At 45.5% G+C, this 15,209-nt stretch carries 13 protein-coding genes; 5 read left to right on the top strand and 8 right to left on the bottom strand.

The features are described 5' to 3' along the window. Position 1 precedes the first annotated feature (1 nt). Entirely contained in the window at positions 2 to 964 is a 963-nt protein-coding gene (locus tag GWO68_RS01280; RefSeq protein WP_162344599.1) for a glycosyltransferase family 2 protein, read from the top strand. 17 nt (positions 965 to 981) lie between these two features. Here GWO68_RS01280 and GWO68_RS01285 read toward each other — a convergent pair whose 3' ends face one another. The 3 genes from GWO68_RS01285 to GWO68_RS01295 all read right to left on the bottom strand — a co-directional run bounded on the left by GWO68_RS01285 (position 982) and on the right by GWO68_RS01295 (position 4,058). After that, entirely contained in the window at positions 982 to 1,935 is a 954-nt protein-coding gene (locus tag GWO68_RS01285) for a hypothetical protein (RefSeq protein WP_162344600.1), read from the bottom strand. A 460-nt stretch (positions 1,936 to 2,395) separates the two neighbouring features. Further along, the gene (gene purE, locus GWO68_RS01290; protein WP_162344601.1) at positions 2,396 to 2,923 is read right to left on the bottom strand and encodes a 5-(carboxyamino)imidazole ribonucleotide mutase; all 528 of its coding nucleotides are present in this window, start codon (positions 2,921 to 2,923) and stop codon (positions 2,396 to 2,398) included. Positions 2,924 to 2,927: 4 nt separating this feature from the next. Beyond that, positions 2,928 to 4,058 carry a 5-(carboxyamino)imidazole ribonucleotide synthase gene (locus GWO68_RS01295; protein WP_162344602.1) on the bottom strand — a complete coding sequence of 377 codons (1,131 nt, stop codon included), beginning with the start codon at positions 4,056 to 4,058 and terminating at the stop codon, positions 2,928 to 2,930. 161 nt (positions 4,059 to 4,219) lie between these two features. On the opposite strand from GWO68_RS01295, the gene GWO68_RS01300 reads away from it, so the two are divergent. The 3 genes from GWO68_RS01300 to hemE all read left to right on the top strand — a co-directional run bounded on the left by GWO68_RS01300 (position 4,220) and on the right by hemE (position 6,724). Next, on the top strand, positions 4,220 to 4,843 hold the full coding sequence (locus tag GWO68_RS01300) for a MarC family NAAT transporter (protein ID WP_162344603.1): 624 nt from the start codon (positions 4,220 to 4,222) through the stop codon (positions 4,841 to 4,843). Positions 4,844 to 4,931: 88 nt separating this feature from the next. Continuing rightward, entirely contained in the window at positions 4,932 to 5,558 is a 627-nt protein-coding gene (locus GWO68_RS01305; RefSeq protein WP_162344604.1) for a MarC family NAAT transporter, read from the top strand. Between the two features lie 137 nt (positions 5,559 to 5,695). Next, complete coding sequence (hemE, locus tag GWO68_RS01310) at positions 5,696 to 6,724, top strand: uroporphyrinogen decarboxylase (RefSeq protein ID WP_162344605.1); 1,029 nt, start codon at positions 5,696 to 5,698, stop codon at positions 6,722 to 6,724. 162 nt (positions 6,725 to 6,886) lie between these two features. Here the strand turns inward: hemE and GWO68_RS01315 are convergent, their stop codons facing one another. The 5 genes from GWO68_RS01315 to GWO68_RS01335 all read right to left on the bottom strand — a co-directional run bounded on the left by GWO68_RS01315 (position 6,887) and on the right by GWO68_RS01335 (position 12,730). Next, a complete protein-coding gene (locus GWO68_RS01315; RefSeq protein ID WP_235941894.1) occupies positions 6,887 to 8,626 on the bottom strand; it encodes a TrkH family potassium uptake protein in 1,740 nt (579 codons plus the stop codon). Between the two features lie 37 nt (positions 8,627 to 8,663). Continuing rightward, positions 8,664 to 9,686 (bottom strand): bifunctional heptose 7-phosphate kinase/heptose 1-phosphate adenyltransferase, encoded by a 1,023-nt coding sequence (locus GWO68_RS01320; protein WP_162344607.1) that lies wholly within the window; start codon positions 9,684 to 9,686, stop codon positions 8,664 to 8,666. Continuing rightward, positions 9,686 to 10,900, bottom strand: a complete 1,215-nt coding sequence (locus GWO68_RS01325) for a pyridoxal phosphate-dependent aminotransferase (protein WP_162344608.1) — start codon at positions 10,898 to 10,900, stop codon at positions 9,686 to 9,688. Before GWO68_RS01325 ends, GWO68_RS01320 begins: the two co-directional genes overlap by 1 nt. 924 nt (positions 10,901 to 11,824) lie before the next feature. Continuing rightward, the gene (recR, locus tag GWO68_RS01330) at positions 11,825 to 12,439 is read right to left on the bottom strand and encodes a recombination mediator RecR (RefSeq protein WP_162344609.1); all 615 of its coding nucleotides are present in this window, start codon (positions 12,437 to 12,439) and stop codon (positions 11,825 to 11,827) included. Between the two features lie 9 nt (positions 12,440 to 12,448). Next, positions 12,449 to 12,730 carry an ATP-dependent Clp protease adaptor ClpS gene (locus GWO68_RS01335; RefSeq protein ID WP_162344610.1) on the bottom strand — a complete coding sequence of 94 codons (282 nt, stop codon included), beginning with the start codon at positions 12,728 to 12,730 and terminating at the stop codon, positions 12,449 to 12,451. A gap of 243 nt (positions 12,731 to 12,973) precedes the next feature. Between GWO68_RS01335 and GWO68_RS01340 the strand changes: the two genes are divergently transcribed. Next, positions 12,974 to 15,145 carry a S9 family peptidase gene (locus GWO68_RS01340; protein WP_162344611.1) on the top strand — a complete coding sequence of 724 codons (2,172 nt, stop codon included), beginning with the start codon at positions 12,974 to 12,976 and terminating at the stop codon, positions 15,143 to 15,145. Positions 15,146 to 15,209 lie beyond the last annotated feature (64 nt).

Here is a 15,209-nt window from a genome sequence, read left to right on the forward strand (position 1 = left end):
TATGCCCGAGATAACCGTTCTGATGCCTGTGTATAATGCTGAGAAGTTTTTGGCGGTGGCTATAGATAGTATCCTGCAACAGTCTTTCTCTGACCTTGAACTACTGATAATTGATGATGGATCAACGGACAACAGTGTAGCCATTGTACAATCCTATACCGATAACCGTATCCGTTTGGTTAGGAACGAGAGGAACCTGGGCATAACGGCTACCTTAAACAAAGGCATTACCCTGGCCACAACAGACCTTATTGCCCGTATGGATGCCGATGACATCAGTTTACCGGAGCGCCTGCGTAAACAATATGAGTTTATGCAAGCCTACCCCGAGTGCTGCCTTGTTGGCTCACGTACGGCTACTATTTCAGAAGAAGGAAGTATACGTTGGGAAGATAAACCGGAAAGTGACTACACTTACTATAACCTTACGTTCTTTTGCGCTATTTACCACCCAAGTGTTATGTACCGTAAAAGCATTATAGAGGCGGCAGGTATGTATAAACTGCCTTACGCCGAAGATTATGAACTATGGTGCAGGTTAGCCCGACAGCATAAACTGCATGTGTTGCCAGACATTTTACTACACTACAGGCTTAACAGCAACAGTACCAGCACCAACCTGAAACAGCAAGAATACAGCCAGGCAGAATTGAATCAGATACTGGCCAATTTGAAATATTTTACCGGCCAGAGCTATCGTATCCCCCATAGTTTTGTGGAGTGTTTCCGATATAACTATAAACCGTTACTTGCAGAAAAAAGTGTAAGCAGTATAGTAGCGTGCCTTAAAGAGCTTGATAAAATCACGTATGCTATACTTGCCAAAGAGAATGTAAATAGAGATATAGTTAAGATTAAGGAAGCTGCAACCCTAAAAAAACAACACATTTCACACTATTTCACACACAAACTCCCGGTTCATAAAGCGCTGCTTTTAAAATTCCGCTTGCAGTTCAGTCTGTAATAAACAAGGCTTATAGTTTAGTAATGCGCTTCCAGAAACTTAAAGATATCCTTCTCACTTTTTGCGTGATAAATTTCTGCACCGGATAAAACCGGAAATATAGTTTCAAACTCTTTGTAGTTATGCTCGTGCCCCCGCCTGGAGAATATAATGTTCTTACCCCCAAAATAACTGGCCAGGGCGGCTGTTCCGCCGTGTACCGACAAAAAACGGTCGCAATTTGCGTACAGCATCAACTGAAAATGGTTATAGTTATTAAACTGGTACCGGTACTTTACATACAGGTCTTCGGCCAGCAACACGTCCGGGTAATTTTTTTTGATGAGTTCAAAGTCATTCATATCCAGCACTTCGCTGTTGTCCATTACTATCTGGTCAGGTTTGGGCCGGTTATAAACTATCTGGTATTTATTGCTGAACCGCGCCAAAACTTCATCGATAACCGGCATACTCAGGTAATTTACCGGTTTCCGCCCCCATTCTGTGTTATACTTGTTAGCAATTACTAACATAGGTTTGCTAAAAACGAATAGGTTGTTGGCGTAATGCTGCTTAAGAGGCACCCGGGCCCACTTATCAAAATAAATTTTTTTACTATGGTACAGGTTTGGGACCTGGTAGTGCTCGCGTGGCAATTTGCAGATGCGCATCTCATACTTTTCCTCGTGCCCTTCACTAAAAAAGTAAAGCTCTTTGGTAAATTTAGAGGATATAGTATTTTTTAATGTACCGTTCAGGAAATGCCAGTAGGCAAAGGGCAATGCAAAGATTAATTCCTGCTGAAATTCCTGCCTGTACTCTATCGTTTTATACTTTGGTTTGATAACATAGTCCTGTACAAGATATTTTACCTGGTTCAGGCGGGCGAGGAGATTGGCACGATCAAAGAATTCCGGAGTACCATAGCGAAATGGTCCCCTGAGCTGCTTTTTAATTTTTTTTACATAATAAAGAAGATCGTACTGCTTCAAACTACTTTCGTTTCTTGATAAGCTGTTCTCTAAAACGCGCAAAATTGGTTTAAATAACGAGGGATTTACTCTGCACCTTACCTAAAGCATACGCAAAACTTGCTAAAATAATTATAAAATTAATTTTAATTATTACATTTTATAATTACTGTATTATACATTCCTTGTATAAAACAGAGATGGTAGCTTGCAAGAGCTGGTGTCGGAGAAAACTATAGAAGGGCTATTTACAAAGGGCAGAACGCCTTTTGACGACTTGATGGGAGATTTCTGGCAAAGGCCTGAGCTATTGTTATATTATACTTTTTGAACAGCACCGGATTTTACCAATTAACCAGAAGAGCTTAGGCTTATAGGGCAAAATTGTGTGTACTGCCTATAGTTTGAGGGGCAAATTAGTTCTGCAAAAGCTAAGTTCACTTTAATTAAAGTTGCCATGGCTTCTGCAGAACTTTACTACTTAATCCAGGTCCCGGTCACCGCGCTTCAGTTCATCTACAGAGCGCATTACTTTATCTTTCAGCCCGGTTTTATACTTCTCTAGTTTATCAGCTACGGCGGCATTAGTTGTTCCGATGATCTGGGCAGCCAATATACCTGCGTTTAAGGCGCCATCCAACGCTACAGTTGCAACAGGCACGCCACCCGGCATCTGCAATATAGACAACACCGAATCCCAGCCATCGATAGAGTTACTTGATTTTACAGGCACGCCAATAACCGGCAAAGTAGTAAGCGATGCTACCATGCCTGGCAAATGTGCAGCACCACCGGCTCCAGCTATAATCACTTTCAGGCCTTTTTTACGGGCTTGCTCGGCGTACTCAAACATGCGGTGCGGCGTGCGGTGCGCCGAAACTATAGTTAGCTCATATGGCACGCCCAGTGTTTCCAGTATTTCAGCAGCGGCATCCATAATCTTAAGGTCAGACTGGCTGCCCATGATGATACCAACTAAGGGTTGTGTAGGTGTAGTTTGCTCGGCCATGGTTTTATGCTTTTACTTTTATTACGTTTTTTATTTGTTCGGCACGCTGCTGCGCTTCTTCTATAGTTTGCCCCAGTACGGTGATGTGTCCCATTTTTCGCGCTGGTCTTGTATACTTTTTACCGTAAAGGTGTATGTAAACGCCTGGTACGGCCAGCGCTTCCTGCAGCCCTTCGTATTTCGCTTCGCCATCAAAGCCGGGCTCGCCCAGCAGGTTTAGCATGACGGCAGCGCTTTGTATTTCAGTAGAGCCCAATGGCAGGCTAAGTATAGCGCGCAGGTGCTGCTCGTATTGCGAGGTATAGTTTGCCTTTATCGTATGGTGCCCACTGTTGTGCGGACGCGGGGCTACTTCATTTACCAATATAAGCCCGTCTTTAGTAAGGAACATTTCAACGGCCAGTATACCAACCATATCAAACGCTTCAATAACGCGGGTGGCAATTTCTATGGCGTGGCGCTGTAGTTTGTAGGCTACATTGGCAGGTGCAAAAAGCGAATCAACCAGGTTATGCTCCGGGTGGAAACTCAGCTCTACAACCGGGAAAGCCGTTACTTCGCCGTTGGCATTGCGGGCAACTATAACCGAAATCTCTTTTTCAAAATCTACCAGCTTTTCCAGCACACTTGGCTCTTCAAAGGCCTTCCCGAAATCGGCTTCGCTTGTTAATCGGGTAACGCCTCTCCCATCATACCCTTCGCGGCGCAGCTTCTGAAACGCAGGCAAAAAGTCGATATTTTGTTCAAGCTCCGTTTTATCAGCTAAAATCTTGAAGTCTGATGTCGGGATGTTGTGCTTGCTGAAGAACTCTTTCTGTAGACCTTTATCCTGAATGGTGCGAACGGTTTTGGCATCCGGGTAAACTTTAACGCCTTCCTGCTCCAGTTTTTCCAGGGCATTGGCATTTACGTGTTCAATTTCTATAGTTAAAATATCGCACTGCTTACCAAACTCATACACCGTATCGAAATCGCGGAAACTGCCTACAAAAAACTCGTTACAGATGTCCTTACAAGGTGCATTCTCGTCGGGGTCCAGCACTAAAGTGTAGATATTAAAATCGAGCCCGGCCTGCATCAGCATACGGCCCAGTTGTCCGCCGCCAAGTATACCAAGCTTTACTTCTCCTTTCATAGATGGGTTATTTGGGTGATTGTTCCTCAAAAATAAGGATTATAGTTAAACCTACCTGCCCCAACTATAGTAATATGCAGCTACAACAAGATAGACTTTGAATTATATACGCAAAGCCTTATATTGATAGCTTAACTTTTTCTGAAACCGCACAACTTTTAATGGAAATTATTCTTGCCACTTTTTCTGCTTTATTTTCTGTCGTAAACCCGTTCGGTGCCATGCCGGTCTTTCTTACGCTTACCCAGGACGATACACCCGTGCACCGAAACCAGCAGGCCCTGAAAGCTTGTCTGTACATGGTCGGTATTTTGGCCGTGTTTTTCCTGGCGGGGCAGTATGTGCTAAACTTTTTCGGCATCCGTATCCACGACCTGCGCATTGCCGGCGGACTGATGATTATGCGGGCTGGTTTTGAACTGTTGAGCCCGGGCGCCAGCAAAAAGAAAATATCCCCGGAAGTGGTAGAAGAAAGCCAGCATAAAGAAGATATTTCGTTTACACCACTGGCTATGCCAATGCTTTCCGGGCCTGGCGCCATAGCTGTAAGTATTGCCATGTATACTACTTCGTTATCTTACCTCGATATGGGCCTTATACTTGTATCTATAGTATTGCTGGCTATAGTTAGCTATATCATTCTGCGTTTCTCGCACCAGCTTACGCGCTTTATGGGCAAAGCAGGTTTGTCGGCACTTTCCCGCATCATGGGTTTTATTACGCTTTCAATCGGGGTTAACTTTATAGTTTCGGCTATCAATGCGCTGTTCTTTACGGGGCGGTAAGTATAGTTTAAACCTTAATTATTCAGCAACACAACCGTAACTATGGCGTAATGTCGGGGCTATACTTTTGTGCTATAAAAAGCACAACATGGATATCCTACTGGCCACATTTACGGCATTATTTACGGTCGTAAATCCGTTTGGGGCAATGCCCGTATTTCTTACCCTCACCCACGACGACGCATCCTCAGACCAGAAACAACAAGCCCTGAGAGCCTGTATTTACATGGCCCTTATCCTGATTGTTTTCTTTCTAGCGGGGCAGTATGTGCTGGCTTTTTTCGGACTTCGGATACACGACCTGCGCATTGCCGGCGGACTGATGATACTAAAAGCCGGGTTTGAGTTGCTATCCAGCAAAGCGCACCGGGGCAAAAAGGTCTCGAAAGGCGTCGTAAAAGAAAGCCTGCATAAAGAAGATATTTCGTTTACGCCACTGGCTATGCCTATGCTTTCGGGGCCCGGAGCCATTGCTGTGTGCATTGGCATGTACAAGCCTACTATGAACTATACAGAACTGGGCCTGATTGTGCTGGCAATTTTACTGGTAGCTACTGTTAGTTGCCTCATCCTTATTTTTTCGCACAGCCTACTTCGTTTTTTGGGTAAAGCCGGTTTGTCTGCCCTGTCCCGGATAATGGGTTTTATTGTGCTGGCGCTGGGCGTTAACTTTATAGTTTCAGGTATACAGGCGCTATTCTTTACCGGAAGCTAAACTATAAGTTCTCATCGCCGGCCAACTATAATTGTTATCTTTCAAAACCAAGTAGTACACTATCCGGTAAACACCTCCTATAGTTTGGTGATAACAATCACCTTCACACAATCGGCAAATTAGCTTATCTTTGCGCTATGCAATTGAAGAACGACCTGCTTTTAAGAGCTGCCAAAGGAGAACCTGTTGAGCGCACCCCGGTATGGCTGATGCGCCAAGCCGGCAGAATTTTACCTGAATACAGAGCTGTACGCGAAAGCCTGAGCGGATTTAAGGAACTGGTAGAAACCCCGGAACTGGCCGCTGAAGTAACTATACAACCTGTTGATATACTGGATGTAGATGCTGCTATTATCTTCTCGGATATTTTAGTGGTGCCTGAAGCAATGGGCTGCACCTACGAAATGGTAGAAAAGCGCGGACCTTGGTTCCCGAATACAATCCGCACGGAAGCAGACCTGAAAAAACTTAGAGTAGCCGACCCGCATGAGCATTTGCATTATGTACTGGATGCTATTAAGGTTACTAAAAAAGCCCTGAACGGCCGTGTGCCACTAATCGGTTTTGCCGGAGCACCCTGGACTATATTGGCTTACATGGTTGAAGGCAGCGGTTCTAAAACATTCTCGCATGCGCGTGGCATGTTGTATACCAACCCACAGTTGGCGCACCAGTTGCTCCGCATGATAACCGATACAACTATAGCTTACTTGCAGGCGCAGGTGGAGGCCGGTGCAAACTTAATCCAGGTCTTCGATTCGTGGGCCGGTATACTTACTCCGGCGCATTACCGCGAGTTCTCCTTGCCATACATTTCAGAGATTTGCAACGCTATCCGCAACGTACCGGTAACTGTATTTGCCAAAGGTGCTTTCTTTGCTTTAGAAGATTTCTCTAAACTGAACTGCGAAACCATCGGTCTGGACTGGAACATGGAAATTGCAAAATCGAGAGCACAGGTTGGCCCGAACAAAACCCTGCAAGGTAACATGGACCCATGCCTGCTTTACAGCTCTTTCGAAACTATAGAAAAAGAGACCAAGAAAATGCTACAGGAATTCGGACCGCAGCGCCACATCGCCAACCTGGGCCACGGCGTGTACCCGGATACCGACCCGGAAAAAGTAAAATGCTTCGTACAAACAGTGAAAGAGTATAGAAGTTAGAAAGTTTGGAAGTTAGAAGGTTAGAAAGTTTAGGAGTTTGATAACTCAGGTATAATTTAAACTTTCTGATCATAAATAATAAAGGCCTGCAAAATTGCAGGCCTTTATTATTTATGATTCCATCACTTTCTAACTTCCAAACTTCCCAACTTTCTAACTATTTTATCCCACTGCCAGGTGCGTTTGAGGGTATTTGTAGTCTGCGGCTATAGTTCTGGTACTGAGTGCCAGGGCAAGTGTAAGCGTACCTACCCTACCAATATACATTGATAAGATCAGCACTGTTTTCCCCACATCTGAAAAGCCAGCAGTTATACCAGTGCTATAACCTACTGTAGCAAAAGCCGAAACCTGCTCTAGTGCCAGCCTTATAATATCAAATTTCGGGTCCGAAATAGTGAGAATGAACAGGAATAACATATTAAGCAGCGCAGCAAACACAAAAACGGAAAAAGCCTTGTAGGCCACCGAATGCGGTATGGTCCGGTTACCGATTTCGAGGTATTTTTTATTGCGTATAGTTGCCGACACCGCCAGCAAAATAACCACGAATGTTGTTGTTTTTATACCTCCACCTGTTGAGCCCGGCGATGCCCCGATAAACATCAGGAAAATGAACATCAACATGGTAGGCGTAGTAAGCAACGAAATATCAACGGTATTAAAGCCGGCAGTTCGCGTAGAAACAGACTGGAAAAAGGAAGCCACGAGTGCTTCTCCGAAGCTTAAGGTAGAAAGCGTATTAAAATATTCCAGCAGAAAGAAACCGACAGTACCAATGGCGATCAGGGCTGCCGAAGTATAAATGGTTATTCGCGACATCAGTTTCCAGTTTTTCCAGGGTGCATCCATACGTGCGCGCATGGCTTTCGGCGACAGTACATCTAGGATGGTAGGGAAACCGATACCTCCGAAAATAATAAGGAAGGCGATAACGAGGTGCATGATATAAGAGAACCGAACCGGCTCGGTATAAAGCCCTGCCGGGTAAAGCGAGAAACCTGCATTGCAAAAAGCCGACACCGCATGAAAAACCGAATAAAAGATTTTACTTCCCAGGTTATCAAACTGCACGTTTGGGCCCCAGGTCATAAAAACAAGCAGCGCCCCTATCCCTTCGATCAGGAAAGTTAAGTATACCAGTTGTCGCAGCAACCCTTTAGAGGAGAAAAGCGATTCGCCTTCCAGCAGTTCGTGCATGGCCACATACTGTTTTATGCCTACACCCTGGCGCATCAGGGATGCAAAAAAAGTGGCAAACGTAACAATACCCAACCCGCCCAGCTGTATCAGCAGCAGCAACACCACCTGCCCCGAAAAAGTGAAGTAAGTGCCTGGGTCCACCACCGAAAGCCCTGTAACGCACGATGCACTGGTAGCTACAAAAAGTGCGTCAATAAAGCGCATACCCTCGGGGGCATTGGTCATTTTCGGTAACATAAACAGGCCAGCTCCTGCAAATATCAGGAACAGGAAACTCATGATAAATGTGGTGGAAGGCTGTAAACGCAGGGCTTTAAGGTGTACCTTGGTTTCGAGGAGCTCGATAATAAGCAGCCCCAACATGTATAACGACACCAGTAGCCGGTAAAACTCTACCGAAAGGGGTATACCTATACTTTCGAAAACGTTATAAACTACCGGGATATCTAATAAATATGTCCCTACCTGGTTGACCAGGATGATCAGCATCAGAATACCTTCAAACCAGGTACGTTTTAGGAATTTTATACGCTCGAAGGCATACAGGATGCGGAGGAAATAAATAAGCACGAAAACCGCAAGTATAGCATCGATGGCATAAAACAGGTAACGCAGTGTTACCGGGCTTTCTACCACGCCATGTGCATACACCAGCAGCACCACAGACAGTATGGTTAGCAAATAAGTGGTACGCCGCATAAGGGCGTAGGCCGTTAGCTTACTGCTGTATAGTGCCCTATTTAGTTGCTCGCTGTTCATATAGCTCGAAAAGCCTTACCTGTTTTGCTTCGCTCAGTAACCGTTGTTTGTCTATGGGCACTACTCCTACCTGCTCGCAAACCAGTCCGCCGCCCAGGTTACTTAGCCCGGCCATAAACGGTATAGTGGTGCGCAGGGCCATACACAGGGCAGCTATACTTATTACTGTATCGCCCGCCCCGGATACATCCGAAATGGAACGACGGTGAGCATCTATGTAAGTCTTTTCCTGTTTATCGGCAACAAAAACGCCACGTTCCGAAAGGGTTACCAGCACCTGTTGTACCTGTAGTAGTTTCTGCAGTTCGGCTACAGCTTCTTCAAAAGCGTGCAGGTTTTCGTCTGCAAATTCAACTTTAAGGCCTTCTTTCAGCTCTTTCAGGTTTGGTTTAAAAAGCGTGCTGCCTACATAACTCAGGAAGTTCTTTTTCTTGGGGTCGATGACCGTTGGAATGTTGCGCTCGTTGGCCAGCTGAATAAAACGCCTGATGTTCGCCTCCGTGAAAACGCCTTTGTCATAATCTTCCAGAACTATCACATCAGCCCGTTCCAACAGTTTCAGGTAGCGTTCTTCCAGGTGGCGGTTATCGTAAGCTGTCAGCTCGGTTTCAATTTCAGCGTCTACGCGCAGCAGTTGTTGTGCTCCTGCAATAATGCGGTGTTTTATAGTTGTTACCCGCTCCGGACTTTGTACTATCCCTTCCGCAGAAAGACCTTTTTCCTCCAGCAGTCTCAGAAAATCTCCGCCGTCTTTATCATCGCCAACTACAGAGCAAAGCAACGGCGTAGCACCCAAAGCCTGAATGTTTAAGGCAACGTTGGCAGCTCCGCCCAGGCGCTTTTCGCGCTTCACCACATTAACTATAGGTACGGGTGCCTCCGGCGAAATGCGTGTAGATTTGCCCCATAAATAAGAGTCGATCATCACGTCGCCAACTATAAGCACAGTTAGCCCATTAAAGGCCGAAAAAATATCTTCTAAGCTATTAATTTGATTCATTACTGAAGTTTTGCCAGGCTGTTTTTGATGCGGCGCAGGGCCTCGGTCAGTTTTTCGTCGGAAGTGGCAAAGGAGAAACGTACACATTGCGGTGCACCAAAAGCTTCGCCGTTTACGATTGCCACAAATGCATCCGTCAGCAGGTAAATGCATAGGTCCAGCGCATTCTGGATGGTTTTGCCCTCGTAGCTCATGCCAAAATAATAGCTCACATCCGGGAAAATGTAAAAGGCACCTTCCGGCACATTGGTTTTAAAGCCCGGGATATCGTTCATCAGTTCCAGCACCAGGTTCCGACGACGCAAATAGGCCTCGCGCATTTCTACAGCACTTTCCTTACCGCCTTGTAAGGCAGCGAAAGCAGCTTTCTGTGCAATAGAACAGGTACCTGATGTGATCTGGCTCTGCATTTTTTCGCAGGCTGCAGCTATCGTTTTGTGGGCAGCAATGTAGCCAACGCGCCAGCCGGTCATGGCATAACCCTTCGAGAAACCATTTACCGTAATCACACGGTCTTTTATAAAATCGAAGCCTGCCATGCTGGCCTGCTCGCCTTCAAAGTTGATGTATTCGTAGATCTCATCGGCAATAACATGCACCTGCGGGTATTTCTCCAGTACTTTGGCCAGTGCATATAGTTCGTCTTTGGTAAATACAGAGCCCGTCGGGTTGCATGGCGACGAATACATGATGAGCTTGGTATTTGAGGTAATGGCAGCCTCCAGCTGTGCAGGCGTCACTTTAAAGTCGTTCTCCAGGCTGCCCATCACCTGCACCGGCGTACCTTCGGCAAGCTTCACGATCTCCTCATACGACACCCAGTAAGGCGAGAAAATGATCACCTCATCGCCAGGGTTTACCAGGCACATCACCGCATTGGCTATACTTTGCTTGGCCCCTGTTGAAACAACTATATTTTCAGGTTTATAATCGAGGTTGTTGTCGCGCTTAAATTTATCGGCAATAGCCTGGCGCAGCTCCGGGTAACCCGGCACCGGCGTGTAAAATGTAAAGCCGTCGTCAATGGCCTTTTTGGCGGCATCTTTTATGTATTGTGGTGTCTGGAAATCAGGTTCTCCAAAGCTCAGGTTAATTACATCGTGCCCCTGCGCAGCCAGTTCGCGGGCTTTTTTTGCCATAGCAATGGTCTGCGACTCAGACAAAGCAGTTATTCTGTCAGATAAAATGCTGCTCACTTCTTCTATATCCTGCATGTGGTTTTCAATTTAAAGGCTCAAAGGTACTTATTCTGTTACAGACTTTCCAGAAAGCCGGCCTGTAAAACACAATTGCTACCCGTTTAAAAGTAAGTTGGTGAAATGAAGTGAAAGTATAAAGTTATCGGATATAAAATTTGAAGCTGATTTGGTCTGAATCAGGATTGACTCTTTTAAGAAGGATCAGGTGGAAGTAGGTGTTTGCTACAGCTGAGCTTATAGTCTTATAGTTAGCGTGGTCCAACCACTCAGAGCTACGTTCACTACTTTTGAACTCTCGTTTTCGGTAATTTAAGGCGGGGAGTTTTTACCTCACCCCAGTCCTCTCCTAAAAACAGGAGAGGGAGTTTTTTCTGCTGCTATAGTTGAAGCTATAACTTTATAGTTTCAGACCAAGATCGGACAGGTCGCGACCTGTCCCTACGGAACTATAACCACGATAAAAGTCAAAGCAAGAAGGTTCAAAATGTAGAAATACAGTTACTATGAGAAAGATATCAGTCTTTGGGTTGAGCGCCTTGTAGATTTCTGGTGCCGTAAGGCATTTCGAGGAACGAGAAAAAGAAATGTACACAGTGCGATGCCCGAAGACGGGGCCTCCCGGCCGTGAGGGTACCAAAGCTTGAGATGAAACTATAGGTTTGTAGAGCTCCCAGGAATGAAAGTAGTTTGAAAGGATAGCTTGGTTCCAGTTGCTACTATATCTAACTATAGGACACATAAGATTCCTCGGCTAGCGCTCGGAATGACAACTAATCAACTATAGCATTAGATGCTAGCAGAAGCTGCGCACATGTTCAGGTTATCATTAAACTATAAGCTGAAATAGATTTCTCACGTTGTTCGAAATGACAATAGACAAGCAACAAAAAGGGGCTGCAACTATAGCTGCAGCCCCTTAAAAGTCTTACAAATTAGACCTTAAGCTCTTCCGTAAGCAGTTCTTTCAACTATACTTCGGCCTAAGGTAATTTCATCTGTGTACTCCAACTCACCACCAACCGGTATACCACGGGCAATAGACGTAATCTTCAGGTTCTGGTGGTCACGTAGTTTGCGGGTCAGGTAAAAGGCAGTGGTATCACCTTCCATAGTTGGGCTTATCGCCATCAGTACTTCTTTTACTTCTGAGTTTGGCAGTAAACGCTCCAATAAACTATCGATGTGCAGGTCTGAGGGTCCTACTCCTTCCAGCGGCGAAATAACGCCACCCAACACGTGGTATAAGCCTTTATACTGCGATGTATTTTCAATGGCAATCACATCCCGGATATCGCTTACCACACATAGCAAACTTTTGTCGCGTAACGGGTTTGAGCAAATGCCGCATACTTCTGTATCCGAAATATTATGGCATTGCTTGCAGTGTTTTACTTCGGTACGCATTTTCACCAGCGACTCAGCCAACAAAAAGGTATCTTCCGATTCGTTTTTGAGCAGGTGCAATGCTAAGCGCAGGGCCGTTTTTTTTCCTACACCGGGCAGTTTGGCCAACTCTTCCACAGCGTTTTCTATCAGCTTCGACGGAAACTCCATGTAACCTCCTTATTGAATATCCGCAGAAAGCGATTTATCGTGCAGCGCTGTACACATACCAGACAACTCTTCGTATGCGCCCATTTTAACCGTGCATTTACCTTTATAATGTATCAGCAGCGTGCATTGCTCAGCCTGTTCTGCCGTATGGCCGCATACTTTTATAAGGGTTTCGATCACGTGATCGAAGGTATTTACGTCATCATTAAAAACGATAAGCTGGCGCAGGTCGGTATTCTCTTCCAGCACCGCTACATCTTCCTGATGTAAAATTTCTCTCTCAGTATTCATAGCACAAATTTAGGCATTTTATAGCACTTTATGAAGCAGCCGGACAACTATAAATCGCTGTAAAGCTGCGGCATAAAGTATAGTTTTTAACAAACTTGCGTGGCTTATAATTCCTGTAAGCTCAATATCCTGAACTATAGTTTTATACCTTATGCAGCATAAAAGGCGCTATTTTTGCTCTTTACCGATATTCCTGTTTTCTTGCAGGTAATTAAACATTTAACAATCAACTATACCTCTATAATGATCTTTTCTAACCGATTGAAAGGTCTGGCATTTACCCTTTTGCTGGCTGCAGCATCGTTGCAGGTACAAGCACAAAACAAAATGCTGACCATGGAAGATGCTGTAATTAACCCGGCGCTTCAACCAGAAAACCTGCGCCAACTTAACTGGGTAGCCGGCTCCGACGACTTTACTTTTGTAAAAGATAATACGCTGGTTGGTGGCAATGCAAAATCTACGAAGCACACACCTATACTTACTGTTGATAAACTGAGCGCTGCATTGCAGGCTGCTGGCGGTAAAGAAGTAAAAAGCTTTCCGGTGGTGCAGTGGAAAGATGCCAACACCTTTATAGTAGATGCGCAGGGCAAAATTTTTAACTATAACCTGAAAACCGGTAAGGCAACTATAGTAACTACCTATGCTGCCGATGCTGAAAACACTGACCTGGACCCAACCAAACAGCGCGTAGCATACACCAAAGGCAACAACTTGTATGTGTCGCTTCCGGGTGTTGCCGATGTAGCAGTTACAAATGAAAAAAACGAAACTATCGTAAACGGCCAGGCGGCGCACCGCTCTGAGTTTGGCATCAGCAAAGGTACGTTCTGGTCTCCGGAAGGCAAGCAATTGGCCTTTTACCGCATGGACCAGACCATGGTAACTGATTACCCGTTGGTGGATATTGCGCCGCTTCCGGCTAAACAGAACAACATTAAATACCCGATGGCCGGTGGCAAAAGCCACCATGTAACCGTAGGCGTTTACAACACCGCTACCAAGCAAACCACTTTCCTGAAAACCGGCGAACCGGCCGACCAGTACCTGACCAACCTTACCTGGAGCCCCGACGAAAAGTACATTTATATAGCTGTACTTAACCGCGACCAGAACCACATGAAATTGAACCAGTACGATGCTGCTACCGGTAACTTTATGAAGACGCTGCTAGAAGAAAAACACGCTAAGTATGTAGAACCTGAGAAAGGTTTATACTTTGTACCGGGCAAAAACAACCAGTTTGTAAGAGTAAGCGAGCGCACCGGTTTCGACCATCTATACTTATATGACACCAACGGCAAAGAAATTAGAACGCTGACCAAAGGCGACTGGGTGGTGACAGATGTACTTGGTTTTAGCAAGGATGGTAAAAAGCTATACTATAGTTCAACTGCCGAAAGCCCGCTAGAGCGCCACTTTTATGTTGTGGAATTAAGCAATGGTAAAAGTACCCGTTTGTCGCAGGGCACAGGCACGCACAATGCTACGCTTAGCCCAACCGGCAGCTATACTATCGACAACTATAGCAGCCAGGTAACGCCTCGTAAGATATGGGTAATTGATAACAAAAACGGTAAAATAGCACAGACACTGCTTACAGCTAAAAACCCGGTTGCAGACTATAAACTTGGCGAGACAACCATTTTTACGGTAAAAGCTGACGACGGTACCGACCTGTATGCCCGCATGATTACGCCTCCGAACTTTGACAAGAGCAAAAAGTACCCGGTTGTAGTTTACCTCTATGGTGGCCCGCATTTGCAGTTGGTAACAAACAGCTGGCTGGGTGGCGCTAACCTTTGGATGCACTTAATGGCGCAGAAAGGCTACATCGTATTTACCCTGGACCCACGTGGAACATCGGCGCGCGGCTTAAACTTTGAGCAGGCTACGTTCCGCCAGTTAGGCACCGTAGAAATGGCTGACCAGCTGCGTGGTGTAGAATACCTTAAATCGTTGCCTTATGTTGATGCCAGCCGCATGGGTATACATGGCTGGAGCTTCGGTGGTTTTATGACGACAACTATGATGCTGAAATCGCCGGACACGTTTAAAGTTGGTGTAGCTGGTGGCCCGGTTATAGACTGGAAATACTACGAAATAATGTACACCGAGCGCTACATGGACTCGCCGGAGCAGAACCCGGAAGGTTACAAAAATGCCAACCTGCTAAACCACGTAAAGAACCTGAAAGGCAAATTACTAATGATACATGGCACCGTGGATGATGTAGTAGTATGGCAGCACAGCTTAGCATTTATTAAAAAAGCAGTTGACGAAGGCGTACAGCTTGATTACTTTGTGTACCCGGGCCACCCACACAACGTGCGCGGCAAAGACCGTGTGCACCTGATGCAGAAAGTAACACAGTACCTGGAAGACAACCTAAAGGAAACTCCGAAACAATAACAACTATAGAAAAGGCGCTGATGATTTCAGCGCCTTTTTTTTTACTACACTCAATGAAGGTGCG

Source organism: Pontibacter fetidus (genome assembly GCF_010119545.1).
Classification (GTDB): Bacteria; Bacteroidota; Bacteroidia; order Cytophagales; family Hymenobacteraceae; genus Pontibacter; species Pontibacter fetidus.

Excerpts from the sequence above, each read along its gene's own strand:
- GWO68_RS01315 (WP_235941894.1), bottom strand. The coding sequence starts at position 8,626 with ATGCGGCGTACCACTTATTTGCTAACCATACTGTCTGTGGTGCTGCTG.
- GWO68_RS01340 (WP_162344611.1), top strand. The coding sequence starts at position 12,974 with ATGATCTTTTCTAACCGATTGAAAGGTCTGGCATTTACCCTTTTGCTG.
- recR (WP_162344609.1), bottom strand. The coding sequence starts at position 12,439 with ATGGAGTTTCCGTCGAAGCTGATAGAAAACGCTGTGGAAGAGTTGGCC.
- GWO68_RS01325 (WP_162344608.1), bottom strand. The coding sequence starts at position 10,900 with ATGCAGGATATAGAAGAAGTGAGCAGCATTTTATCTGACAGAATAACT.
- GWO68_RS01280 (WP_162344599.1), top strand. The coding sequence starts at position 2 with ATGCCCGAGATAACCGTTCTGATGCCTGTGTATAATGCTGAGAAGTTT.
- hemE (WP_162344605.1), top strand. The coding sequence starts at position 5,696 with ATGCAATTGAAGAACGACCTGCTTTTAAGAGCTGCCAAAGGAGAACCT.
- GWO68_RS01300 (WP_162344603.1), top strand. The coding sequence starts at position 4,220 with ATGGAAATTATTCTTGCCACTTTTTCTGCTTTATTTTCTGTCGTAAAC.
- GWO68_RS01305 (WP_162344604.1), top strand. The coding sequence starts at position 4,932 with ATGGATATCCTACTGGCCACATTTACGGCATTATTTACGGTCGTAAAT.
- GWO68_RS01335 (WP_162344610.1), bottom strand. The coding sequence starts at position 12,730 with ATGAATACTGAGAGAGAAATTTTACATCAGGAAGATGTAGCGGTGCTG.
- purE (WP_162344601.1), bottom strand. The coding sequence starts at position 2,923 with ATGGCCGAGCAAACTACACCTACACAACCCTTAGTTGGTATCATCATG.
- GWO68_RS01320 (WP_162344607.1), bottom strand. The coding sequence starts at position 9,686 with ATGAATCAAATTAATAGCTTAGAAGATATTTTTTCGGCCTTTAATGGG.
- GWO68_RS01295 (WP_162344602.1), bottom strand. The coding sequence starts at position 4,058 with ATGAAAGGAGAAGTAAAGCTTGGTATACTTGGCGGCGGACAACTGGGC.